This is a genomic window from Trichlorobacter sp., from assembly GCF_034008105.1.
Taxonomy (GTDB): Bacteria; Desulfobacterota; Desulfuromonadia; order Geobacterales; family Pseudopelobacteraceae; genus Trichlorobacter.
The window spans coordinates 85180-105747 of sequence record NZ_JAVEPN010000005.1; the positions used below are offsets into that span (position 1 = coordinate 85180).

Genomic DNA, 20568 nt, shown 5'->3' on the forward strand with positions numbered 1-20568 from the left:
TAAGCGTCTGAGAAACGAGGAGGAGCGAGGCCATGGCCAAGGCGAAATTTGAGCGTACGAAGCCGCACGTAAATATTGGAACGATCGGTCACGTTGACCACGGTAAGACTACGCTGACCGCAGCGATCACTAAGATTCTTTCCCAGCGTGGTGGTGCCGAATTCAAGGGGTATGACCAGATCGACAACGCCCCTGAAGAGCGTGAGCGTGGTATCACCATCGCCACCTCGCACGTTGAATATGAGACCGACAAGCGTCACTATGCCCACGTTGACTGTCCGGGCCACGCCGACTACGTCAAGAACATGATCACCGGTGCAGCCCAGATGGACGGCGCGATTCTGGTTGTGTCAGCCGCTGACGGCCCCATGCCCCAGACCCGTGAGCACATCCTGCTTGCCCGTCAGGTTGGCGTTCCCTACATCGTCGTGTTCCTGAACAAGGCCGACATGGTAGACGACGCCGAGCTGCTGGAGTTGGTCGAGCTCGAGATTCGCGAACTGCTCTCCAGCTACGACTTCCCCGGCGACGACATTCCGATCGTCAAGGGTTCCGCTTTGAAGGCGCTGAATGGCGACAAAGACGAACTGGGTGAAGAATCCGTCCTCAAGCTGATGGAAGCCGTTGACTCCTACTTCCCCGATCCTGAGCGTGCCATTGATAAGCCGTTCCTGATGCCGGTTGAAGACGTCTTCTCCATCTCCGGTCGTGGTACCGTTGCCACCGGTCGTGTCGAGCGCGGCATCGTCAAGGTTGGTGAAGAAGTCGAGATCGTCGGTATCAAGGCTACCGCCAAGACCACCGTCACCGGCGTTGAGATGTTCCGCAAGCTGCTTGACCAAGGTCAGGCCGGCGACAACATCGGTGCCCTGCTGCGTGGTGTCAAGCGTGAAGACGTTGAGCGTGGCCAGGTGCTTGCCAAGCCGGGCAGCATCACCCCGCACACCAAATTCAAGGCCGAGGCCTACATCCTGACCAAGGAAGAAGGCGGTCGTCACACCCCGTTCTTCAACGGCTATCGTCCGCAGTTTTACTTCCGTACCACCGACGTGACCGGTGTGGCCGAACTGCCTGCCGGCACCGAGATGGTGATGCCTGGTGACAACGTTGCCATGACCGTCAATCTGATCACCCCGATCGCCATGGACGAAGGCCTTCGTTTCGCGATTCGCGAGGGTGGCCGTACCGTCGGCGCCGGCGTCGTTAGCGCAATTATCGAGTAAGGATCAAGCGAGGAACCGATGCAGAGCCAGAAGATAAGAATCCGCCTTAAGGCTTATGACCACAAGTTACTTGACGTATCCGTGACTGAGATCGTTGATACTGCCAAGCGTACCGGTGCCCGGGTTGCCGGCCCGATTCCGCTGCCGACCGTAATCAACAAGTACTGCGTGCTGCGTGGACCCCACGTTGACAAGAAGTCCCGCGACCAGTTCGAGATCCGGACCCACAAGCGGCTGATCGATATTCTCGATCCGACTCAGCAGACCGTAGACGCCCTGATGAAGCTTGACCTGTCTGCCGGCGTCGACGTTGAGATCAAGCTGTAACCGAAAACATCCAGATAGGATTGTCTGTCATGAACAAAGGGATTATTGGAATAAAACTGGGTATGACCCAGATCTTCCTCGAAGATGGCACCCGCGTACCGGTTACGGTAGTCCAGGCCGGTCCCTGTGTCGTCCTGCAAAAAAAATCTGAGCCCACTGATGGCTACAGCGCCGTGCAGGTAGGCTTCGAGACCGTTGTTGCTGCTAAGGCAAACGCCGCTGAGCGTGGTCACTGTGTCAAGGCTGGCCAGGGCGTGTTCCGCCACCTGCGTGAGCTGAAGATGGAGCAGGCGGCAGAGTTGAACATCGGCGATGCATTAACCGTTGCTCAGTTTGAAGCCGGCGACCTGATTGACGTGACCGGCACCAGCATTGGCAAAGGTTTCCAGGGTGTCATCAAACGCCACAACTTCAAGGGTGGCCGTGCTTCCCACGGTTCCCGCTTTCACCGTGCCCCGGGTTCCATTGGCTGCTCGGCAACGCCGTCGCGGGTCTTCAAAAACAAGAAGATGCCCGGTCAGTTAGGTAATGAGCGGGTAACCATTCAGCGCCTGCAGGTGGTGCGTGTCGATGCCGACCAGAACCTGTTGTTGATCAAAGGGGCGATCCCCGGCGGCACCAACAACGTCGTTGTGATCAAAAACAGCGTTAAAGCAATCAAGTAATCAGACCGGAGTAGTGACGTATGCCTACCATAGCACTCTATAACATGAACCGTGAGCAGGTCGGTGAAGTGCAGCTGAATGAGCAGATCTTCGCTGCCGAGGTCAAAGAGCCTCTGATTCACCAGGCCCTCAAGATCCAGCTGGCTAATCGTCGCGCGGGCACCGTTAAGACCAAGACCCGTGGCGAGGTTTCCGGCGGCGGCAGAAAGCCGTTCAAGCAAAAAGGTACCGGTAATGCACGTCAAGGTTGTTCACGTGCCCCCCAGTATCCTGGCGGTGGTACCGTGTTCGGTCCTCAGCCGAAGACCTATGCCCTGAGCATCAACAAAAAGGCACGTAAGGCCGCCCTGCGCTCCATGCTCTCCATGCAGCTGCAGAGCAACCGGATCACCGTGCTGGACAAGCTGGATTTCGAGCGGATTTCCACTAAGGATTTCTCCGGCTTCATGAAGAAGTTTGACCTGGAGCGCTCACTGATCATCACCGACGAGCCCTCGGCCAACCTGCAGCTTTCTTCGCGCAACGTACCGTACGTAAAGCTGCTCAAGGCTGACGGTCTCAATATCTTCGATATGCTCAAGTATAAGCATCTCGTCCTCACCGAGTCCGCTGTTCGTCTCGTGGAAGGAGCACTGCAGCAATGAAAATCTATTCGATCATTAAACGGCCCCACGTGACCGAGAAGACTTCCATGGGTGCCGCAGTCAACGCCATCACCCTGGTGGTTGATCGCGATGCCAACAAGATTGAGATCAAGCAGGCGGTTGAGACCCTGTTCAAGGTAAATGTTACCGGTGTGCGCACCGTAAACGTTGCCGGCAAGGTCAAGCGCTTCGGCCGTACCTACGGCAAGCGGCAGAACTGGAAGAAGGCCTATATCACGCTGCAAGAAGGCCAGACCGTCGACTTTTTCGAAGTGTAACGGACTAACTCATTACTGAATTGGGGTTCAGGCATGGCAATAAAGAGCTATAAGCCCACATCCGCGGGGCGCAGACATCAGACCTGTTCGACGTTTGAGGAGATTACCTCCACAACGCCGGAGAAGTCCCTGCTGGTAAAACTGAAGAAGACCGGTGGCCGTAACAGCTTCGGTCGCGTTACCTCCCGTCATCAGGGCGGCGGACACAAGCAGAAGTACCGCATCATCGACTTCCGTCGTGATAAGCGCGGTATTCCTGCCAAGGTTGCCACCATCGAGTATGACCCGTACCGCAGCGCACGTATTGCTCTGCTGCATTACATCGATGGCGAGAAGCGCTACATCCTGGCACCGCTTGACCTGAAGGTCGGCGATACAGTACTGAGCGGCCCTGAGGCCGATATCAAGCCGGGTAACTCCCTGCCGCTGCGTTCGATACCGCTGGGTACTATCATCCATAATATCGAGCTGAAGATCGGCAAGGGTGCTCAACTGGCCCGTAGTGCCGGTACCTTCGCCCAACTGATGTCCAAAGAGGGCAAGTACTCCCAGGTGAAGCTGCCTTCCGGTGAAGTGCGTTTGATCCTGCAGGATTGCTACGCTACCATCGGTCAGGTTGGCAACATCGACCACGAAAACGTCAATCTGGGTAAAGCCGGTCGTGCACGTTGGTTGGGCAAGCGTCCTAAGGTTCGTGGTGTGGCCATGAACCCGGTCGATCACCCCCATGGTGGTGGTGAGGGTCGTACTTCCGGTGGTCGTCATCCGGTTACCCCGTGGGGTATCCCGACCAAGGGCTACAAGACCCGTACCAACAAGACGTCAGACCGCTTCATTGTGAAAAAACGTACGAAATAACATTAAAGAGGCTCGTACCCTATGGCACGTTCAATTAAAAAAGGTCCTTTTGTCGATGAGCATCTGATGAAGAAGGTGGTGGCCGAAGGCCCCAACTCCAAGAAAATCATCAAGACCTGGTCTCGTCGTTCCACCATCACCCCTGACTTCATCGGGCTGAACTTCGCCGTACATAACGGCAAAAAATTCATGCCGGTGTTTGTTACGGAAAACATGGTTGGTCACAAGCTGGGTGAATTTTCCCCCACCCGGACCTTTCACGGCCACGCGGCCGATAAGAAAAGCAAGGTTAAGAAGTAATAAAGGAGTGATGGAATGGAATCCAGTGCCAAATTGACCTTAGCACGCCTGTCACCGCGTAAGGCCCGGCTGGTAGCCGACCTGGTACGCGGCAAGGGGATTCAGGATGCCCTGAATACCCTCGGCTTTCTCCCTAATTCGTCGGCCCAGATCATCCAGAAGCTGCTCAAGTCTGCGGTGGCCAATGCCGAGCAAAAGGGCGTCAGCGATGTGGACAAGCTGTTTGTCAAAACAATTTATGTGGATGGCGGTGCCGTTCTGAAGCGCTTTGTACCCCGCGCCATGGGCCGTGCCAGTAAGATCCGCAAGCCGACCAGCCACATTTCCGTGGTGCTGTCTGATACGAAAACGCGATAAGGCGGAGGTGTAGTCTTGGGACAGAAAGTAAATCCGATAGGTTTCAGACTCGGCGTCATCAAGACCTGGGACTCGAAATGGTACGCTGAGGCAGATTATGCCAAGAACCTCCACGAGGACCTCAAGATTCGCCAGTTTTTGAAGAAGCGTCTGTACAGCGCCGGCATCTCGAAGATCGAGATTGAGCGCGCTGCCAACAAGACCAAGATCAACATCCATGCCGCTCGTCCAGGCTTGATTATCGGCAAAAAGGGCGTTGAGGTGGAGCAGCTGAAGAAGGACCTGGCTGGCATCACCACTAAAGAGGTCTTCATCAACATCAACGAAGTGCGCAAGCCTGAGCTTGATGCCCAGTTGGTGGCTGAAAACGTAGCCCTGCAACTGGAGCGCCGGATTGCCTTCCGTCGCGCCATGAAGAAGAGCGTGACCTCCACCCTCAAGTTCGGCGCCAAAGGTATTCGTATCACCTGTTCAGGCCGTCTTGGTGGTGCTGAAATGTCCCGCACCGAGTGGTACCGCGAAGGCCGGGTACCGCTGCACACCCTGCGGGCAGATATCGATTATGGTTTCGCCGAAGCCAAGACGACCTATGGCATCATCGGTGTCAAGGTTCTGATCTTCAAGGGCGAAGTACTTCCCGGACAATAAGCTTGAGGTGCATGTCACATGTTAATGCCGAAAAGGGTTAAGCATAGAAAACAGATGAAAGGGCGGATGACTGGCGCCGCCTGTCGCAAGGTAACCATCGCCTTTGGCGAGTTTGCCCTGCAGGCCACCGAGTGTGGCTGGATCGATTCCCGCCAGATCGAGGCTGCCCGTATCGCCATGACCCGCTACATCAAGCGGGGTGGTAAGATCTGGATCCGGATGTTCCCGGACAAGCCGTTGACTGCAAAACCTGCCGAGACCCGGATGGGTAAAGGTAAAGGTTCGCCTGATTCCTGGGTCTGCGTGGTTAAGCCGGGCATGGTCCTGTATGAGATGGAAGGGGTTACCGAAGAGATTGCACGTGAGGCGTTCCGTCTGGCTGCCCATAAACTGCCCCTCTCCACCAAGTTCATCATTCGGGAGGCTCAGAATGAAGCCTAATGATATCCGTAAATTAAATGGTGCTGAGCTGCAGAAGAAGCGTGCCGAACTGACTCAGGAGCTATTCAACCTGAAGTTTCAGATGAACACCGGCCGCCTTGAGAACACTGCCAAGCTTGGCCAGATCCGCCGCGACATCGCCCGGATCAATACCATTCTTACAGAAAGCAGGGGTTAGTACGGTCATGGGTGAGCAAGGAAACAGACGGACACAGACCGGTGTTGTCGTCAGCGACAAGATGGAAAAGACCGTGGTCGTGAAGGTTGACCGCCTGGTGAAACATCCGCTCTACAATAAGTACATCAAGCGGAGCGTAAAGTATAAGGTTCACGACGAACAGAACAGCTGCAAGGCCGGCGACAAGGTACAGATCGAAGAGTGCCGTCCCTTAAGCAAGGACAAGCGCTGGACGCTGCGCCAGATTCTTGAAAGCGCTGCCTAGCAGCCCCCAGAGAGGATACGAGCATGATTCAGATGCAAACCATACTTGATGTTGCCGATAACTCCGGTGCGAAGAAGCTTTTCTGCATCAAGGTACTCGGCGGCTCAAAGCGCAAATATGCAGGGGTTGGCGATATCGTCGTTTGTTCAGTCCGCGAGGCACTGCCCAACTCGAAAGTCAAGAAGGGCGATGTGGTTAAGGCGGTAGTAGTTCGTACCGCCAAGGAGCTCGGCCGTGCCGACGGTTCCTACATCCGCTTCGATGATAATTCCGGCGTCGTTATTAACAACGCCAAGGAGCCGGTCGGTACCCGTATCTTCGGGCCGGTCGCACGGGAACTGCGTGCCAAGAAGTACATGAAGATCATTTCCCTCGCTCCTGAAGTACTTTAAACGTTAACTGGAGATACAGATGCAAGCTCAAAAGTTCCATGTAGCCAAGGGCGATACGGTAATGGTCATTACCGGTAAAGAGAAGACCAAAACCGGTACGGTACAGAAGGTTCTGCCCAAGAAGGACGGGGTGATTGTCGAGGGTCTCAACATGGTCAAGCGCCATGTGCGTGCTCGTGGCAACGAGCCTGGTGGCATTGTTGAGAAAGAGGCAGCCATTCACATCTCCAATGTCCAACTGTACTGCTCCAAGTGTGCCAAGCCGGTCCGCACTAAAGTTACGGTGCTGGAAAATGGCGACAAGCAGCGTACCTGCGTGAAGTGCGGCATCTCTCTGGAGAAATAATCGGAGGAACCAGACCAATGGCCAGATTGAAAGAGACATACCAGAACGAGATCGTCCCGAAGCTGCGGACCGAGTTTAACTACAAGAACTTGATGGAAGTCCCGCGCATCGAGAAGATTGTTGTCAACATGGGCCTGGGCGAGGCGATCCAGAACGTCAAGATCCTTGACTCCGCCGCTGCAGAACTGTCCGCCATTACCGGCCAGAAAGCGGTCATCACCAAGGCCAAGAAATCCATCGCCAGCTTCAAGCTGCGCGAAGGTATGCCGATCGGTTGCATGGTGACCCTGCGTCGTGATCGCATGTACGAGTTTCTTGACCGCCTGATGAACGTTGCCCTGGCTCGGGTGCGTGACTTTAAAGGGGTTTCCGGCAAGGCCTTTGACGGTCAGGGCAACTATACCCTGGGTATCAAGGAGCAGCTGATCTTCCCCGAGATCAACTACGATCAGATCGACAAGATCAAGGGCATGAACGTCACCATCGTGACCTCGGCCAAGACCGATGAAGAAGGCAAGGCGCTCCTCAAGCATTTCGGGATGCCCTTCAGGAACTAATAGAAGAACGAGAACCAACGGGAGGATTTCGTGGCAAAGGTCTCGATGATCAACAAATCGCAGCGCACGCCGAAGTTCCAGGTCCGCCAGCACAATCGCTGTCCGGTCTGCGGACGGCCCAAGGCATACTACCGGAAATTCCAGATGTGCCGTATCTGTCTGCGCAAATATGCATCTGCCGGTCAGATCCCCGGCGTTATCAAGTCCAGCTGGTAAGGCTGAGTCCAGAAGGAGTGCGTCTCGATGTCAATGACTGATCCCATCGCCGACATGCTGACCCGGATTCGCAATGCGAACATGGTCAAGCTGCAAAAGGTCGATATCCCTTCCTCCAACGTCAAGGTGAACATCGCCCAGGTGTTGAAGCAGGAAGGCTATATTAAAAACTACAAGGTTATCGCCGATAATCGTCAGGGTGTACTGAGGGTTTACCTGAAGTTCATTGACGAAAAAGAGCCGGTGATCAACGAAATCACCCGGGCCAGCAAGCCGGGCAGCCGTTCGTATGTGAACGCTGAGTCAATTCCGACCGTCAAAAACGGTCTCGGGATCGCGATCCTCTCCACGTCGCAGGGGATTATGACTGATGCTGCTGCACGTCAGGCCGGTATCGGCGGCGAGCTGCTCTGCACCGTTTGGTAATCGACGCAACCGTTCTGTAAAGGAGCCACAGCAATGTCACGCATCGGGAAATTGCCGATTGAAGTACCTAAAGGAGTGACGGTCACCTTAGCTGACTCGGTCATTACCGTTAAAGGCCCCAAAGGCCAGTTGAGCCGTCAGATCATGCCTGCCGTCTCCGTTGTCATCAAGGACAATCAGGTCGCCGTCGAGCGTCCCGATGATTCTATTGCATCCCGTGCAGCCCACGGTCTGACCCGCACCCTGGTTAACAACATGGTAATCGGTGTGACCAACGGCTACCAGACTGACCTTGAGATCAACGGCGTCGGCTATCGTGCCGAGCTCAAGGGCACTGACCTGCACCTGAGTCTGGGATACTCCCATCCGGTGGTCTATGCACTGCCTGAGGGTATTACGGTAGATATCGACAAGATGACCAAGCTCTCGGTCAAGGGGATCGACAAGGAGCTGGTGGGTCATACAGCTGCCAAGATCCGCTCGTTCCGTGGTCCTGAGCCGTACAAGGGCAAGGGTATCAAGTACGCCACCGAGACGATCCTGCGCAAAGCCGGTAAGACTGGCAAGAAATAGCCACCTGTAAGGTAAGGAGCATACCGTGGGAAAGACAGCACAAAAAACCGTTACGCGTCTCAAGCGTCAGGTCAGGGTCCGTAAGAAGATCAAGGGCAATGCAGAGCGCCCGCGCCTGAACGTATTCAAGAGCGCCAACCATATCTATGCGCAGCTGGTTGACGATACCAAAGGGGTAACCCTGGCTGCAGCCTCGACCTTGACAGATGGTGTTGCCGTTGCCGGCAGCCATACCGGTAACAAGGGTTCCGCTGCAGCGGTGGGTACGGCAATTGCCAAGGCTGCCCTGGCAAAGGATATCCGTTGCGTGGTCTTTGACCGTAACGGGTTCCTGTATCATGGTCGCATTCAGGCTCTCGCCGACGCTGCGCGTGAAGCCGGTCTGCAATTCTAAGTTTTTACTCATCAGGGAGGTCGGTAGTGAGCAGGATTAATCCGAACGAATTAAACCTGACTGATCGGGTCGTCCACATCAGCCGCGTTGCCAAAGTTGTTAAAGGTGGCCGTCGTTTCAGCTTTTCGGCGCTGGTAGTGGTGGGTGATGCCAATGGTCATGTCGGATACGGTCTGGGCAAGGCGAATGAAGTGCCCGAGGCGATCCGCAAGGGTGTTGAGCAGGCAAAGAAAAATATGATCAAGGTACCGGTCAACCAGGGGCAAACGATACCATATGAAATCATCGGTCGTTTCGGTGCTGGTCGTATCCTGATGAAACCTGCTTCTCCCGGTACCGGCGTCATCGCCGGTGGCGCTGCCCGAGCCATCTTTGAAGCGGCAGGTGTCAACAACATCCTGTCCAAATGTCTGGGGTCCAACAACCCCCATAACGTGGTCAAAGCGGCTTTTGAAGGCCTGCGTCTGCTGAAGACCCCTGAAGAGCTCACTGCGCGGCGCGGCATTGCTGAATAGTCGCCCCGCTGAATCCCTGAACAAGGAACAGATGCCATGAGCAACATGCTGGAAATTACCCTGGTAAAGAGCACTATCAGTGCCTCAAAAAAACAGTGTGCAGTCGTGCGTGGCCTTGGTCTGCGCAAACTGCATCAGACGGTTACTCTGCAGGACACCCCCGAGATACGGGGTATGGTCACTAAGATTAGCCACATGCTGAAGGTTAAGTAACTAACGGAGACCCCCATGGAACTGAACACTCTGCGGCCCGCTCTGGGGTCCACAAAAGATAGAAAACGTATCGGTCGCGGCATCGGCTCCGGCCATGGTAAAACCGCCACCAAAGGTCACAAAGGTCAGAAGGCTCGCTCCGGCGGCAGTGTAAAGCCCGGTTTTGAGGGTGGTCAGATGCCTCTGCAGCGTCGACTGCCCAAACGAGGCTTCCGTCCGTTGGCCCGCGCTGAATACGTGTTGATCAACCTGAGCCAGTTGGATGTCTTCGAGGACGGCGCCTGCGTTGACCGTGACGCCATGGATGCCAAAGGCCTGCTGAAGAAGTCCTGTCTGCCGGTTAAGGTGCTGGCAAATGGTGATATCGCCAAGGCGTTGACCATCAAGGCTGACAAGTTCAGCAAGGCTGCTATTGAAAAGATTAAGGCTGCCGGTGGCTCCGTCGAGGAACTCGGCGCATGCTAGAGGCTTTTCAGAACATCTTCCGCATCCCGGAGTTGAAGAAGCGTGTGCTCTTTACTCTCGGGATGCTGGCGATTTACCGGGTGGGATGCCATATCCCGACTCCGGGGATTGATTCGGTTGCGCTGTCTCATTTCTTCAAACAGGCCCAGGGTACCCTGCTCGGTCTGTTTGATATGTTTTCCGGTGGCGCGCTGGAGCGGATGTCTGTCTTTGCCTTAGGCATCATGCCTTACATTTCTTCATCGATTATTTTTCAGCTGTTGACGGTGGTAGTACCGGCCATTGAAAAGCTCTCCAAGGAGGGCGAGGCTGGTCGCAAGAAAATAACCCAGTACACCCGTTACGGCACTGTCGTGCTGAGCATGGTGCAGGGTGCAGGTATTGCCATTGGCCTTGAGAGTATGCGTGGCCCGGCCGGTGAGCTGGTGGTTCCCAGCCCGGGCTGGTCGTTTCGTCTGATGACCATCATCACGCTGACAGCAGGCACCGCTTTTATCATGTGGCTTGGTGAGCAGATGACTGAGCGCGGCATCGGCAACGGTATCTCAATGATCATTTTTGCCGGCATCGTGGCACGTATTCCGGCTGCCTTGGGTAATACCGGCAAACTGATCAATAGCGGCAACTTGTCTCTGTTCACCGTACTGTTCGTCGGTGCACTGATGGCAGCAGTTGTGGCGGCAATTGTCTTTGTAGAGCGTGGTCAACGTCGTTTGCCGATCCATTATGCCAAACGGGTCACCGGTCTGAAGACCTTCAGTCCTCAGACATCGCATTTGCCGCTCAAGGTGAATATGGCCGGCGTCATACCGCCGATCTTTGCCTCTTCGATCATCATGTTTCCAGCAACGGTGGCTAATTTCATCAACGTGCCGGCAGTACAGCAAGTTGCTAAGATGTTGTCGCCGGGGCATTGGATGTACAATATTTTTTATGTTGCCTTCATCGTCTTCTTCTGCTATTTCTACACGGCTGTCACCTTTAACCCAGTAGATGTGGCTGAAAACATCAAGCGGCACGGTGGCTATATCCCTGGCATCCGTCCCGGTAAAGAGACGTCAGAGTACATGGACAGCGTCCTGACCAAGCTGACCTTTGCTGGCTCGATCTATATTTCGCTGGTCTGTGTGTTTCCGACCATACTGATTGATGGCTTCAAGATGAATCTGCCTTTTTATTTTGGCGGCACTTCACTCTTGATTGCTGTTGGTGTTGGTATGGACACGGTTTCGCAGATAGAGTCCCATCTGATCACCAGGAACTACGAAGGGTTCCTTAAGGGTGTTCGGATTCGTGGGCGTCGATAAGGGTATGTCTATGAACCTGATCCTCTTCGGACCGCCAGGTGCTGGCAAAGGTACCCAGGCACAGTTTTTGGTGGAGTCGTACAAGATCCCCCAGATTTCCACGGGTGACATGCTGCGGGTAGCTGTAAGGCAGCAGACGCCGCTTGGATTGAAGGCTCAGGAAATCATGCAGCAGGGCGGTCTGGTGTCAGATGAGATTGTGCTCGGTATCGTTGAGGAGCGTCTTGCTCAGGATGATTGCCGTAGTGGTTTCGTGTTGGACGGTTTTCCGCGCACGATTCCGCAGGCCGATGCCTTGGCTGAAATTCTGCAGCGTTGCGGTCGTTCGATAGAGCACGTGGTCTCTCTTGAGGTTGATAACGAGGAGATCGTCAAGCGTCTCTCCGGTCGTCGATCCTGCCCTGATTGTGGCAAGGGCTATCACGTAACCTACGATGCACCCAAGCGGGTTGATGTTTGTGATGTCTGTGGTGTTGCACTGGTTCAGCGCGATGATGATCGTGAGCAGACGGTGCGTAATCGTTTGGCTGTCTATGAGCAGCAGACTGCTCCACTCAAAGAGTACTATCGTTCTCAGCAGTTGCTGAGGACTATCCCTGGTATGGGGCCGATAGCTGAGGTTCAGCAGCGCATAACGGCAGCATTGGCAGGGTAGCGTGATTGTCCTCAAATCCCCGCGCGAGATTGAAAGGATGCGGGTTCCCTGTAGGATAGTCGCTGAAATTCTCGGACTGTTGCGCGAATCGGTCAAGCCTGGTGTGACCACGCTAGAGCTTGAAGAGCTGGCCATCCGCGAGACGAAAAAACACAAGGCTGTTCCGGCCTTTAAAGGGTATGCAGGTTATCCGTATGCCCTCTGCTGTTCGCCCAACGATCGGGTGATTCACGGCATGCCAAACGCCACTCCGCTCAAGGAAGGCGATATACTGAGTATCGATTTTGGCGTGCTGTACGACGAATTTTATGGTGATTCCGCGATAACCTTGCCGGTAGGCGCCATAAGCGATACGGCAAGAGCTTTGATGACTGCCACTGAAGAGTCACTGTATTGTGGCATCGAGCAGGCGGTGGCTGGCGGTAGGCTGTACGATATATCCAGTGCCGTGCAGAGGCATGTAGAAGCTCGCGGCTATTCGATAGTGCGGGATTTTGTTGGCCACGGTATCGGCAAGCAACTGCACGAAGATCCTCAGGTTCCTAATTATGGCGTGGCCGGTCGTGGCATCTCATTGAAGCCAGGCATGGTACTGGCCATAGAACCGATGGTTAATTGTGGCACCTATGCCGTCAAGGTTTTACAGGATGGCTGGACAGCAGTGACGGCAGATGGTTCGCTGTCGGCACATTTTGAACACACCGTCGCAGTGACGGAACATGGACCGGAAATACTGACACGCCTGGCCTAGGCGTGGTTGAAAGGTGAATGCACATGAAAGTTCGGGCGTCTGTCAAGAAGATCTGCGATAAGTGCAAGATTATCAAGCGTAAGGGAGTGGTGCGGATCATCTGCGATACTCCTAAGCATTCTCAACGTCAAGGTTAACCAAGGGGAGGACGAGCAGTGGCACGTATTGCAGGTGTTGACCTACCAAAGAACAAGCGTATAGAGATCGCCCTGACCTACATCTACGGGATCGGGCGGACCACCGCGCAAAATATCCTTGCCTCTACTAAGGTAGATGGCAGCACACGTACTGACAAGCTCACCGAGGCAGAAATCGGTAAGCTGCGGGACGAAATCGACAAGACCGCCAAGGTAGAAGGTGACCTGCGGCGTGAAGTGTCAATGAATATCAAGCGCCTGATGGACCTTGGCTGCTATCGCGGCCTGCGTCATCGTAAGGGCCTGCCGTGCAACGGTCAGCGTACCAAGACCAATGCCCGTACCCGTAAAGGTCCGGCCCGTACTGTTGCCGGCAAGAAGAAGTAATTAACCACTGAATGTAAATCTGGAGGAAGCATGGCTGCTCCCAAGAAGGTAGTCAGGAAGAAAAAAGAAAAAAAGAACATTACCAATGGCGTAGCCCATATTCAGGCAACGTTTAACAATACCATCATCACCATTACCGACCCCGTCGGCAACGTGGTGGCTTGGTCCACTGCCGGCGCCAAAGGCTTTAAAGGCTCCCGTAAGAGCACGCCGTTTGCTGCCCAGGTGGCTGCAGAGGATTGTGCACGCAAGGCCCAAGAGCATGGTATGCGCAACCTGGAAGTGTTTGTCAAAGGGCCCGGCTCCGGCCGCGAATCCGCCCTGCGCGCGCTGCAGGCTACCGGGTTTTCGATCAGCTTTATTCGCGACGTGACGCCGATTCCCCATAACGGCTGCCGTCCCCCCAAGCGCAGAAGAGTTTAATTCATACGCTACCCTTTGCCTGATACTGTAAGAGGAGGTTGCCTTGGCTAGGTATACTGGACCATCCTGCCGTTTGTGCAGAAGAGAAAACATGGAGCTGTTCCTGAAAGGGGACCGCTGCTACACCGACAAATGCGCCCTGAAGCGCCGCAATTACCCCCCGGGTCAGCATGGCCAAGGCCGTTCGAAGACTTCCGATTACGGTGTGCAGTTGCGTGAGAAGCAGAAGGTCAAGCGTCTGTACGGCCTGCTTGAGAAGCAGTTCCGCAGCTACTTTGGTCGTGCCGATCGTATGAAGGGTGTTACCGGCGCTAACCTGCTGTCGCTGTTGGAGCGCCGTCTTGATAACGTTGTCTATCGCCTTGGTTTCGCGTCGTCCCGCGCTGAGTCACGTCAGCTGGTGCGTCACGGCCATTTCACCCTGAACGGTCGTAAGGCTACCATCCCCTCCATGCAGGTCAAGGCTGGTGATCTGGTCGAACTGCGTGAGAAGAGCCGTACCGTTGCAGCCATCAGCGACGCGCTTGATGCCGTTGTTCGTCGCGGGGTACCTCAGTGGCTGGAACTGGATCGTGATGCCTTCAAAGGTTCAGTCAAGTCGCTGCCGGTTCGCGAAGATATCGTGACGCCGATCCAGGAGCAGCTGATTGTAGAACTGTACTCCAAGTAAGTCGCGGTAGCGTCTGCTGGCGTACGAAGATCGCGAAAAAATCATGGTATGACCCCTCGAGGGGAGGACATAAATGTATAAAAACTGGCGTGATCTGATCAAACCGAAACAACTCCAGGTTGAGAAAGATACCCTTACTGCCACCTACGGCAAGTTTTACGCAGAACCTTTTGAGCGCGGCTTTGGTACTACCCTGGGCAACTCCCTGCGGCGCGTACTGCTTTCATCGCTGCAGGGTGCGGCCATAACTGCAGTTCGTATCAAAGGCGTACAACATGAATTCTCTTCCGTCCCTGGCGTTACCGAGGACGTAACCGATATCATTCTGAATCTGAAAGGTGTTCGCCTGCGTCTACACGGTGCTGATCAGGCCACCATCCGGATCATTCACAAAGGTGACGGCGTTATCAAGGCTGCTGATATCATGGTTCCGCACAATGTGGAGATCATGAATCCTGATCACCACATCGCCACCTGCGGCAAAGATGCCGTGTTTGAGGTGGAGATGACGGTCAAGATGGGCAAGGGCTATGTGTCTGCCGATCGTAACCGTGATGAGAAGGCCCCGGTGGGTACGATTCCGATCGACGCCATCTTCTCGCCGATCATCAAGGTGAACTTCGTGGTCTCCAATGCTCGGGTTGGTCAGATGACCGATTACGATAAGCTGACCATGGAAATATGGACCGATGGTAGTGTCAAGCCTGAGGATGCCGTTGCGTTCGGCGCCAAGATCGTCAAGGAGCAGTTGACCATCTTCATCAACTTCGATGAAGAGTCTGAGCCGCAGCTTCTCGAGGAATCAGCCGACGACGAGTCCAAGGTCAACGAGAATCTGTACCGTACGGTTGATGAGTTGGAGTTATCGGTCCGTTCCGCAAACTGCCTCAAGAATGCCGGTATCAAACTGATCGGCGAACTGGTCTCGAAGACCGAGGCGGAGATGCTCAAGACCCAGAACTTTGGCCGCAAATCACTGAACGAAATTAAAGATATCCTGACCGAGATGGGCCTTACCTTCGGTATGCGTCTGGATACTTTTCCTGACCCCGAAGTGATCAAGCGTCTGCGCGGTGAGCAGAAGGACGAAGAATAGGTCTGTGACCTACAGTACGTACCAACAGCAGAAAGGAAGAACCGATGCGTCACAATAAAGCAGGCAGAAGGCTTGGCCGTACCACCAGCCACCGGATTGCAATGTTCAGGAATATGGTAACTTCGCTGCTCAATCATGAGCGTGTGGTGACCACCGATGCCAAGGCCAAGGAGATCCGTTCGGTTGCCGAGAAGATGATTACCCTCGGCAAGCGCGGCGATCTGCATGCCATGCGTCAGGCTGCAGCCTATATTCGTGAGAAGTCGGTGGTGACCAAGTTGTTCAGCACCATCGCTCCCCGTTATAAGGACCGTCAAGGTGGTTACACCCGGATCATCAAGCTGGGGCAACGTCTGGGTGACGCAGCGCCGCTGTCGGTGATCGAACTGGTTGAGGAAGAGTTGACTCCCAAGGCGAATAAAGCCGCCTAACACCATTTCATTGCAATCGAAAGAGCCCGTCAGCAACAGCTGTCGGGCTCTTTTTTTGTGATCTGTGGCATCCGCGTGTTTGCGTCAGGTTACCAGATCTACCACCAGACCCTTGATGCCGATCACCGATGCGGTGATGGCCATGCGGTCCTTCTGTTCACTGATGATCAACTGGTAGAGTTTGTCAGCCTCCTTGTCGATCACGGTGATTATCTCATAGTAGCGCGGGTTCATCGGCGTGCCGCCAATTTTTTCAAGCCGGTAGGCTTCGTTTGAAACCCGTTTCGCCAAGCGGCTCAAAAGTTCTCGGAAACGTTTGAAGTTAGGTACGGTCGGCTCGCGTTCGAGCATCTGTCCAGCAGCATCTATCTCGGTGCGCAGGTCGCTGATATCTCGATCATAGGCAACATTTTCAGCCTGTACTGACGTGAGTTCGGAGGAAAAGAGCGAAAGCAGGCCACTGCCGGCTTTGCGTGCGGAAGGAGTCGGGGTGCTGTTTTTTCTGAGCTGATCCAGAGTCGCGTCGCGGATCTTCATCAAGGGGTCCTTGCTACTGTTTGGTCGCTGCGAAGACAGTATATCAGCCGCTTTACGGTTTGCAAGGCAATCCTGATGTGCTACTGTTGGCAGCAATATCAGCAGGTGGGTGCGGGGTGATATACGGCATGCAGTTGAGTGGCCAAGAGCGCAAAAAACGGGTACGTGAAGCGTCAATAATCGTCCTGGCGATCCTGCTGATCGTGCTGCTGACTGGTGTTGAAATACGCCTGACACAGTTGAGTTCAAACGCGCCGCTTTCCAGCAACGTGGTTATCTTCGGGATGATCAATGTTATCATTCTGCTGGTGGTGCTGCTGGTCTACCTGATCAGCCGCAATATTGTAAAATTACTGGTAGAAAACCGCTCTAACCCCCTGGCAAAGCGCCTGCGCACCAAATTGGTTATCTCCTTCGTCGGTCTCTCGCTTGTCCCCACTATGTTGTTGTTCTTCGCCTCGGCCAGCTTTATCACCAATAGCGTGCAAAACTGGTTCAACGTGCAGGTGGAGACATCGCTCAACGAATCCCTGGAGGTGGCGCAGACCTACTACAAGACGTCCGCAAGCAACGCACTACTGTTTGCCCGCCGTCTCAGCGAGGTGATCCAGCGCGAACGACTGTTAAATGATGACAGTCTGCCGCGCCTGAAGTCGTTTGTACGTGAAAAACAGAAAGAATATAACCTGGGCATCGTAGAGGTCTTTTCGTCGCAACGGGAGGAGCTGGTCCGCGCCTCCAACCCTGAGGTGCCCCGTGCTGAGAATACCAGCCCTAACTCTGAAGATATCAAACAGGCCTTGGCCGGAAAAGAGCTGACCAAGGTCAACTCGGCGGGCAAGGCCGATCTGATTCGCGGCATCGTGCCGATCTACTCAACCTACAACGATCGAGATGTGGTCGGGGTGGTGGTGGTTAACTACTACGTGCCCCATTCGCTGGTCAGCAAGATGCAGGAAATCTCATCTTCGTATCAGGAGTTCAGGCGCCTGAAGCTGTTGAAAAGTCCGATCACCAGTGGGTATCTGCTGACCTTGTTTCTGATCGCCTCGGTAATTGTCTTTTTGTCTTTCTGGATCGGCATTTATCTGGCCAACAGCATGACCAAGCCGATCCAGGAGTTGGTGGAGGGGACCCGTGCCGTGGCCGAGGGGGATCTGGACGTTCGGATCGACGCCGAGGGGGATGACGAGATCGGTATGCTGGTGCGTTCGTTCAACCGCATGGCAGCCGATCTGCGCGCCAAGCAGCGGGCGCTGAACAGTTCCAACGAAGAGCTGACCCGCATCAACCATGAGATAGAATCCCGGCGTCGCTATATGGAGATCGTGCTGCGGAACGTGGCAGCCGGCGTCATCTCAGTTGATCAGGTCGGTGCGGTGACCACTATCAACAAGTCTGCCGAACGTCTGCTGCACATCGACACCTCGGCGGTGCTGGGCAAAAACTTCAGGGATGTGTTGCGGGATGCACATCTGGATATTGTTATGGAATCGTTACGCGATATGGCGGTGACCCGCCAGGATTCCATGACCCGTCAGATCGGCTTGGAGATGCGTGGTGAGCGACGGGTGCTGCAGATGAACCTGACAATGCTGCGGGATGAGCAGGGCGAGTTTCTTGGATCGGTGCTGGTGCTTGACGATCTGACCCAGATGATGAAAGGTCAGCGGATGGCGGCATGGCGCGAGGTGGCCCGACGGATTGCCCATGAGATAAAGAACCCGTTGACACCTATCCAGCTATCTGCACAGCGGTTGCGCAAGCGTTTTCTGGAGCGGTTCAACAACGACCCGGAGGGGCTTGTCTTTGATGAATGCACCGCCATGATCAGCAAGTCGGTGGATGAACTGAAGGTGCTGGTCAACGAGTTTTCAAATTTTGCCCGCATGCCGGCGGTTCAGCCAACCCCTAATGATCTGAACGGTCTTGTGCGTGAGACCTTGACGCTCTATCAGGAGGCCCATCGCCAGGTCAGCTTTTCCTTTGCCCCTGACGAACAGTTGCCTCCGATCAAGCTGGACCGTGATCAGATCAAGCGTGTGTTGATCAATCTGTTTGAAAACGCCGTGTCTGCCATGGATGGCAAGGGCAGCGTGACTATCACGACCCGCTACGACGCCGAGCTACGCATGGCGTCCTGCAGCATCGCCGATACGGGTCCCGGTATTCCGGCTGAAATGAAGGCGCGCATCTTTGAACCCTATATCTCCACCAAAAAACACGGTACTGGACTGGGGCTGGCCATTGTTGCCAGCATTATCAGTGACCACAACGGCTTTATCCGTGTGCGCGATAATCGCCCTCAGGGGGCCTGTTTTGTGATCGAACTGCCGGCCGTCCAGTCGGCCTGACCGAGGAGTGTGACCCATGTCTGATCTGATACTGATTGTGGATGACCAAGAGGATATCCGGCGTTCGCTGTCCGGTATTCTGGAAGATGAAGGTTACCAGGTGCTGACGGCTGACAACGGTAGCGACGCCATCGAGTTGGCCCGAGAAGAGATGCCGGACCTGGTGCTGCTGGATATCTGGATGCCCGGTCTTGACGGCTTGCAGACTCTGGAACAACTAAAGGCTCTGATGCCTGACTTGACCGTGGTGATGATGTCCGGTCACGGCACCATCGAGACCGCAGTCAAGGCCACCAAGCTGGGTGCCTACGACTTCGTGGAGAAGCCGTTCTCCCTGGACAAGGTCTTGATCACCATTGCCAATGCCTTGAATTATCAGGAGTTGCGCAGGGAAAACGAGGCCCTGCGTCTGTCTTCTCATCAGGATCATGAGTTGGTCGGCTCTTCGGCGGCTGTTCAGCAGCTGCGTGAACAGGTGCAACGTGTTGCGCCAACCGCCACCCCGGTTCTGATCTGTGGCGAGGCTGGCGTCGGCAAGGAGGTGGTGGCTCGTTCCATCCATCACCACAGTCCACGCAGCGCCAAGCCCTTTATCGTGGTCAACTGCTCAGCCATCCCCGGTGAATTACTGGAGGGGGAGCTGTTCGGCTATGAAAAAGTGACCGGCAGCGACGGCAGCAGCCAGCGAAACGGCAAGCTCGACCTTGCCGACGGTGGCACCATCTTTCTGGATGAGATTCACGAGATGCCCCACAAGCTACAGGGTGTCTTGCTGCATATCCTGCGGGAACATCAGTTTGAGCGTCCTGGCGGTATCCGTACGGTTCGCGTCAATGCACGGGTGCTCGCCGCTACCTCGGCCAGGCTGGTTGAGCTTGTGGAGCGCGGCCTGTTTAACAACGACCTGTTTCAGCTGCTGAATGTGGTGCCGCTGATGGTGCCGCCGCTGCGAGAGAGACGTGATGATATCCAACACCTGGTGCGGCATTTCAGCGCCCAGTTTCAACGCCGGGAAGGTGGCGCAGCCCGGCAGTTTGATGAACGGGCCTTAAGCCTCTTCAGGGAGTATGGTTGGCCCGGTAACGCCAGAGAGTTGAAAAATACCGTCGAGCGGGCTCTGATCATGTCCAGTCAGGCGGTGATAACGGCGGAGGATATTCCTTTACTGCAGACTGGCGTCACCCCCTTGTCCGAGCGAGGCAGTGCGGATGGCCTTACCAGCTTCCATAGCGCCAAGGAACGGTTTGAGCGTCAATTCCTGCAGGAACAGCTTGCGCTGCACCGCTGGGATATTGATGCAACCGCCCGAGCCATCGATCTGGAACGGACCCAGTTGCAGCGCAAGCTGCTGCAGTATGGGCTGAACCCTGCGGAACACAACTGAGACTGGTTGGAGCAGGAGAGAATACATAACACCACCGGGGGCAGCGGGTAACAGCTGCCCCATTTATTTGGGTGTGTCAGGTGGTGAGTGAGGAACGAAAAAAAGGGGGATGCGAAATCGCATCCCCCTTGGTGTTTCAGGTGCTGCAGGCGGTG

33 protein-coding genes and 1 pseudogene are annotated in these 20568 nt (G+C 54.9%); 33 read left to right on the top strand and 1 reads right to left on the bottom strand.

Annotated features, from left to right (window positions below):
- Positions 1–32 precede the first annotated feature (32 nt).
- The 31 genes and pseudogenes from tuf to rplQ all read left to right on the top strand — a co-directional run.
- Positions 33–1223: an elongation factor Tu gene (tuf, locus tag RBQ93_RS04395; RefSeq protein WP_320370792.1), complete on the top strand. Its 1191-nt coding sequence runs from the start codon at positions 33–35 to the stop codon at positions 1221–1223.
- An 18-nt stretch (positions 1224–1241) separates the two neighbouring features.
- Positions 1242–1550 (top strand): 30S ribosomal protein S10, encoded by a 309-nt coding sequence (gene rpsJ, locus RBQ93_RS04400; protein WP_320370806.1) that lies wholly within the window; start codon positions 1242–1244, stop codon positions 1548–1550.
- A gap of 29 nt (positions 1551–1579) precedes the next feature.
- Positions 1580–2215 carry a 50S ribosomal protein L3 gene (gene rplC, locus RBQ93_RS04405; protein ID WP_320370807.1) on the top strand — a complete coding sequence of 212 codons (636 nt, stop codon included), beginning with the start codon at positions 1580–1582 and terminating at the stop codon, positions 2213–2215.
- A 20-nt stretch (positions 2216–2235) separates the two neighbouring features.
- Complete coding sequence (rplD, locus tag RBQ93_RS04410; RefSeq protein WP_320370808.1) at positions 2236–2859, top strand: 50S ribosomal protein L4; 624 nt, start codon at positions 2236–2238, stop codon at positions 2857–2859.
- Positions 2856–3137 carry a 50S ribosomal protein L23 gene (gene rplW, locus RBQ93_RS04415; RefSeq protein WP_320370809.1) on the top strand — a complete coding sequence of 94 codons (282 nt, stop codon included), beginning with the start codon at positions 2856–2858 and terminating at the stop codon, positions 3135–3137. Before rplD ends, rplW begins: the two co-directional genes overlap by 4 nt.
- A 33-nt stretch (positions 3138–3170) precedes the next feature.
- Entirely contained in the window at positions 3171–3995 is an 825-nt protein-coding gene (rplB, locus tag RBQ93_RS04420; protein ID WP_320370810.1) for a 50S ribosomal protein L2, read from the top strand.
- A gap of 21 nt (positions 3996–4016) precedes the next feature.
- Entirely contained in the window at positions 4017–4295 is a 279-nt protein-coding gene (gene rpsS / locus RBQ93_RS04425; protein WP_320370811.1) for a 30S ribosomal protein S19, read from the top strand.
- A gap of 15 nt (positions 4296–4310) precedes the next feature.
- A complete protein-coding gene (rplV, locus tag RBQ93_RS04430; RefSeq protein ID WP_320370812.1) occupies positions 4311–4652 on the top strand; it encodes a 50S ribosomal protein L22 in 342 nt (113 codons plus the stop codon).
- A 15-nt stretch (positions 4653–4667) separates the two neighbouring features.
- The gene (rpsC, locus tag RBQ93_RS04435) at positions 4668–5300 is read left to right on the top strand and encodes a 30S ribosomal protein S3 (protein WP_320370813.1); all 633 of its coding nucleotides are present in this window, start codon (positions 4668–4670) and stop codon (positions 5298–5300) included.
- Positions 5301–5318: 18 nt separating this feature from the next.
- Positions 5319–5741, top strand: coding sequence for a 50S ribosomal protein L16 (gene rplP / locus RBQ93_RS04440; RefSeq protein WP_320370814.1), 423 nt, complete (start codon positions 5319–5321; stop codon positions 5739–5741).
- Positions 5731–5919, top strand: coding sequence for a 50S ribosomal protein L29 (rpmC, locus tag RBQ93_RS04445; RefSeq protein ID WP_320370815.1), 189 nt, complete (start codon positions 5731–5733; stop codon positions 5917–5919). Before rplP ends, rpmC begins: the two co-directional genes overlap by 11 nt.
- 7 nt (positions 5920–5926) lie before the next feature.
- Positions 5927–6184 carry a 30S ribosomal protein S17 gene (gene rpsQ / locus RBQ93_RS04450; RefSeq protein WP_320370816.1) on the top strand — a complete coding sequence of 86 codons (258 nt, stop codon included), beginning with the start codon at positions 5927–5929 and terminating at the stop codon, positions 6182–6184.
- A gap of 23 nt (positions 6185–6207) precedes the next feature.
- Positions 6208–6576 carry a 50S ribosomal protein L14 gene (rplN, locus tag RBQ93_RS04455; protein ID WP_320370817.1) on the top strand — a complete coding sequence of 123 codons (369 nt, stop codon included), beginning with the start codon at positions 6208–6210 and terminating at the stop codon, positions 6574–6576.
- A 19-nt stretch (positions 6577–6595) separates the two neighbouring features.
- A complete protein-coding gene (gene rplX, locus RBQ93_RS04460) occupies positions 6596–6922 on the top strand; it encodes a 50S ribosomal protein L24 (RefSeq protein ID WP_320370818.1) in 327 nt (108 codons plus the stop codon).
- 17 nt (positions 6923–6939) lie between these two features.
- Positions 6940–7479, top strand: coding sequence for a 50S ribosomal protein L5 (rplE, locus tag RBQ93_RS04465; protein ID WP_320370819.1), 540 nt, complete (start codon positions 6940–6942; stop codon positions 7477–7479).
- Between the two features lie 30 nt (positions 7480–7509).
- Complete coding sequence (locus RBQ93_RS04470) at positions 7510–7695, top strand: type Z 30S ribosomal protein S14 (RefSeq protein ID WP_320370820.1); 186 nt, start codon at positions 7510–7512, stop codon at positions 7693–7695.
- Positions 7696–7722: 27 nt separating this feature from the next.
- Complete coding sequence (gene rpsH, locus RBQ93_RS04475) at positions 7723–8121, top strand: 30S ribosomal protein S8 (protein WP_320370821.1); 399 nt, start codon at positions 7723–7725, stop codon at positions 8119–8121.
- Between the two features lie 33 nt (positions 8122–8154).
- Positions 8155–8694 (top strand): 50S ribosomal protein L6, encoded by a 540-nt coding sequence (gene rplF / locus RBQ93_RS04480; RefSeq protein ID WP_320370822.1) that lies wholly within the window; start codon positions 8155–8157, stop codon positions 8692–8694.
- 25 nt (positions 8695–8719) lie between these two features.
- Entirely contained in the window at positions 8720–9088 is a 369-nt protein-coding gene (gene rplR, locus RBQ93_RS04485) for a 50S ribosomal protein L18 (RefSeq protein ID WP_320370823.1), read from the top strand.
- Between the two features lie 26 nt (positions 9089–9114).
- Positions 9115–9603, top strand: a complete 489-nt coding sequence (gene rpsE / locus RBQ93_RS04490; protein WP_320370824.1) for a 30S ribosomal protein S5 — start codon at positions 9115–9117, stop codon at positions 9601–9603.
- Positions 9604–9639: 36 nt separating this feature from the next.
- Positions 9640–9816 (top strand): 50S ribosomal protein L30, encoded by a 177-nt coding sequence (gene rpmD / locus RBQ93_RS04495; protein WP_320370825.1) that lies wholly within the window; start codon positions 9640–9642, stop codon positions 9814–9816.
- A gap of 15 nt (positions 9817–9831) precedes the next feature.
- Complete coding sequence (gene rplO / locus RBQ93_RS04500; protein WP_320370826.1) at positions 9832–10281, top strand: 50S ribosomal protein L15; 450 nt, start codon at positions 9832–9834, stop codon at positions 10279–10281.
- Positions 10275–11588, top strand: coding sequence for a preprotein translocase subunit SecY (gene secY / locus RBQ93_RS04505; RefSeq protein WP_320370827.1), 1314 nt, complete (start codon positions 10275–10277; stop codon positions 11586–11588). Before rplO ends, secY begins: the two co-directional genes overlap by 7 nt.
- 10 nt (positions 11589–11598) lie before the next feature.
- Positions 11599–12243 (top strand): adenylate kinase, encoded by a 645-nt coding sequence (locus RBQ93_RS04510; protein ID WP_320370828.1) that lies wholly within the window; start codon positions 11599–11601, stop codon positions 12241–12243.
- A 1-nt stretch (position 12244) separates the two neighbouring features.
- Entirely contained in the window at positions 12245–12994 is a 750-nt protein-coding gene (gene map / locus RBQ93_RS04515; protein WP_320370829.1) for a type I methionyl aminopeptidase, read from the top strand.
- A 23-nt stretch (positions 12995–13017) separates the two neighbouring features.
- Complete coding sequence (gene rpmJ, locus RBQ93_RS04520; protein ID WP_320370830.1) at positions 13018–13131, top strand: 50S ribosomal protein L36; 114 nt, start codon at positions 13018–13020, stop codon at positions 13129–13131.
- 18 nt (positions 13132–13149) lie between these two features.
- Positions 13150–13518, top strand: a complete 369-nt coding sequence (rpsM, locus tag RBQ93_RS04525; RefSeq protein WP_320370831.1) for a 30S ribosomal protein S13 — start codon at positions 13150–13152, stop codon at positions 13516–13518.
- A gap of 30 nt (positions 13519–13548) precedes the next feature.
- Complete coding sequence (gene rpsK / locus RBQ93_RS04530) at positions 13549–13941, top strand: 30S ribosomal protein S11 (protein WP_320370832.1); 393 nt, start codon at positions 13549–13551, stop codon at positions 13939–13941.
- Positions 13942–13984: 43 nt separating this feature from the next.
- The gene (rpsD, locus tag RBQ93_RS04535) at positions 13985–14611 is read left to right on the top strand and encodes a 30S ribosomal protein S4 (protein ID WP_320370833.1); all 627 of its coding nucleotides are present in this window, start codon (positions 13985–13987) and stop codon (positions 14609–14611) included.
- A gap of 73 nt (positions 14612–14684) precedes the next feature.
- Complete coding sequence (locus RBQ93_RS04540) at positions 14685–15707, top strand: DNA-directed RNA polymerase subunit alpha (RefSeq protein WP_320370834.1); 1023 nt, start codon at positions 14685–14687, stop codon at positions 15705–15707.
- Positions 15708–15751: 44 nt separating this feature from the next.
- Positions 15752–16132: pseudogene (rplQ, locus tag RBQ93_RS04545) on the top strand (50S ribosomal protein L17); the annotation flags it as partial.
- A gap of 90 nt (positions 16133–16222) precedes the next feature.
- Here rplQ and RBQ93_RS04550 read toward each other — a convergent pair.
- Positions 16223–16675 carry a YaaR family protein gene (locus tag RBQ93_RS04550; protein WP_320370835.1) on the bottom strand — a complete coding sequence of 151 codons (453 nt, stop codon included), beginning with the start codon at positions 16673–16675 and terminating at the stop codon, positions 16223–16225.
- 128 nt (positions 16676–16803) lie between these two features.
- Here RBQ93_RS04550 and RBQ93_RS04555 point away from each other — a divergent pair, with 128 nt between their 5' ends.
- Together RBQ93_RS04555 and RBQ93_RS04560 are read left to right on the top strand one after the other, a co-directional pair.
- On the top strand, positions 16804–19029 hold the full coding sequence (locus RBQ93_RS04555; RefSeq protein ID WP_320370836.1) for a sensor histidine kinase: 2226 nt from the start codon (positions 16804–16806) through the stop codon (positions 19027–19029).
- Positions 19030–19045: 16 nt separating this feature from the next.
- Entirely contained in the window at positions 19046–20413 is a 1368-nt protein-coding gene (locus RBQ93_RS04560; protein ID WP_320370837.1) for a sigma-54 dependent transcriptional regulator, read from the top strand.
- Positions 20414–20568 lie beyond the last annotated feature (155 nt).

Coding starts and splice junctions, on each gene's coding strand:
- rplP (WP_320370814.1), top strand. CDS start 5,319: ATGTTAATGCCGAAAAGGGTTAAGCATAGAAAACAGATGAAAGGGCGG.
- rplW (WP_320370809.1), top strand. CDS start 2,856: ATGAAAATCTATTCGATCATTAAACGGCCCCACGTGACCGAGAAGACT.
- RBQ93_RS04550 (WP_320370835.1), bottom strand. CDS start 16,675: ATGAAGATCCGCGACGCGACTCTGGATCAGCTCAGAAAAAACAGCACC.
- rpmC (WP_320370815.1), top strand. CDS start 5,731: ATGAAGCCTAATGATATCCGTAAATTAAATGGTGCTGAGCTGCAGAAG.
- RBQ93_RS04555 (WP_320370836.1), top strand. CDS start 16,804: ATGCAGTTGAGTGGCCAAGAGCGCAAAAAACGGGTACGTGAAGCGTCA.
- rplD (WP_320370808.1), top strand. CDS start 2,236: ATGCCTACCATAGCACTCTATAACATGAACCGTGAGCAGGTCGGTGAA.
- secY (WP_320370827.1), top strand. CDS start 10,275: ATGCTAGAGGCTTTTCAGAACATCTTCCGCATCCCGGAGTTGAAGAAG.
- rpmJ (WP_320370830.1), top strand. CDS start 13,018: ATGAAAGTTCGGGCGTCTGTCAAGAAGATCTGCGATAAGTGCAAGATT.
- rplB (WP_320370810.1), top strand. CDS start 3,171: ATGGCAATAAAGAGCTATAAGCCCACATCCGCGGGGCGCAGACATCAG.
- rplC (WP_320370807.1), top strand. CDS start 1,580: ATGAACAAAGGGATTATTGGAATAAAACTGGGTATGACCCAGATCTTC.
- rplO (WP_320370826.1), top strand. CDS start 9,832: ATGGAACTGAACACTCTGCGGCCCGCTCTGGGGTCCACAAAAGATAGA.
- tuf (WP_320370792.1), top strand. CDS start 33: ATGGCCAAGGCGAAATTTGAGCGTACGAAGCCGCACGTAAATATTGGA.
- rpsQ (WP_320370816.1), top strand. CDS start 5,927: ATGGGTGAGCAAGGAAACAGACGGACACAGACCGGTGTTGTCGTCAGC.
- rplE (WP_320370819.1), top strand. CDS start 6,940: ATGGCCAGATTGAAAGAGACATACCAGAACGAGATCGTCCCGAAGCTG.
- RBQ93_RS04540 (WP_320370834.1), top strand. CDS start 14,685: ATGTATAAAAACTGGCGTGATCTGATCAAACCGAAACAACTCCAGGTT.
- rpmD (WP_320370825.1), top strand. CDS start 9,640: ATGAGCAACATGCTGGAAATTACCCTGGTAAAGAGCACTATCAGTGCC.
- rpsK (WP_320370832.1), top strand. CDS start 13,549: ATGGCTGCTCCCAAGAAGGTAGTCAGGAAGAAAAAAGAAAAAAAGAAC.
- rplX (WP_320370818.1), top strand. CDS start 6,596: ATGCAAGCTCAAAAGTTCCATGTAGCCAAGGGCGATACGGTAATGGTC.
- rplV (WP_320370812.1), top strand. CDS start 4,311: ATGGAATCCAGTGCCAAATTGACCTTAGCACGCCTGTCACCGCGTAAG.
- rpsJ (WP_320370806.1), top strand. CDS start 1,242: ATGCAGAGCCAGAAGATAAGAATCCGCCTTAAGGCTTATGACCACAAG.
- RBQ93_RS04510 (WP_320370828.1), top strand. CDS start 11,599: ATGAACCTGATCCTCTTCGGACCGCCAGGTGCTGGCAAAGGTACCCAG.
- rpsS (WP_320370811.1), top strand. CDS start 4,017: ATGGCACGTTCAATTAAAAAAGGTCCTTTTGTCGATGAGCATCTGATG.
- RBQ93_RS04560 (WP_320370837.1), top strand. CDS start 19,046: ATGTCTGATCTGATACTGATTGTGGATGACCAAGAGGATATCCGGCGT.
- rplN (WP_320370817.1), top strand. CDS start 6,208: ATGATTCAGATGCAAACCATACTTGATGTTGCCGATAACTCCGGTGCG.
- rplF (WP_320370822.1), top strand. CDS start 8,155: ATGTCACGCATCGGGAAATTGCCGATTGAAGTACCTAAAGGAGTGACG.
- rpsH (WP_320370821.1), top strand. CDS start 7,723: ATGTCAATGACTGATCCCATCGCCGACATGCTGACCCGGATTCGCAAT.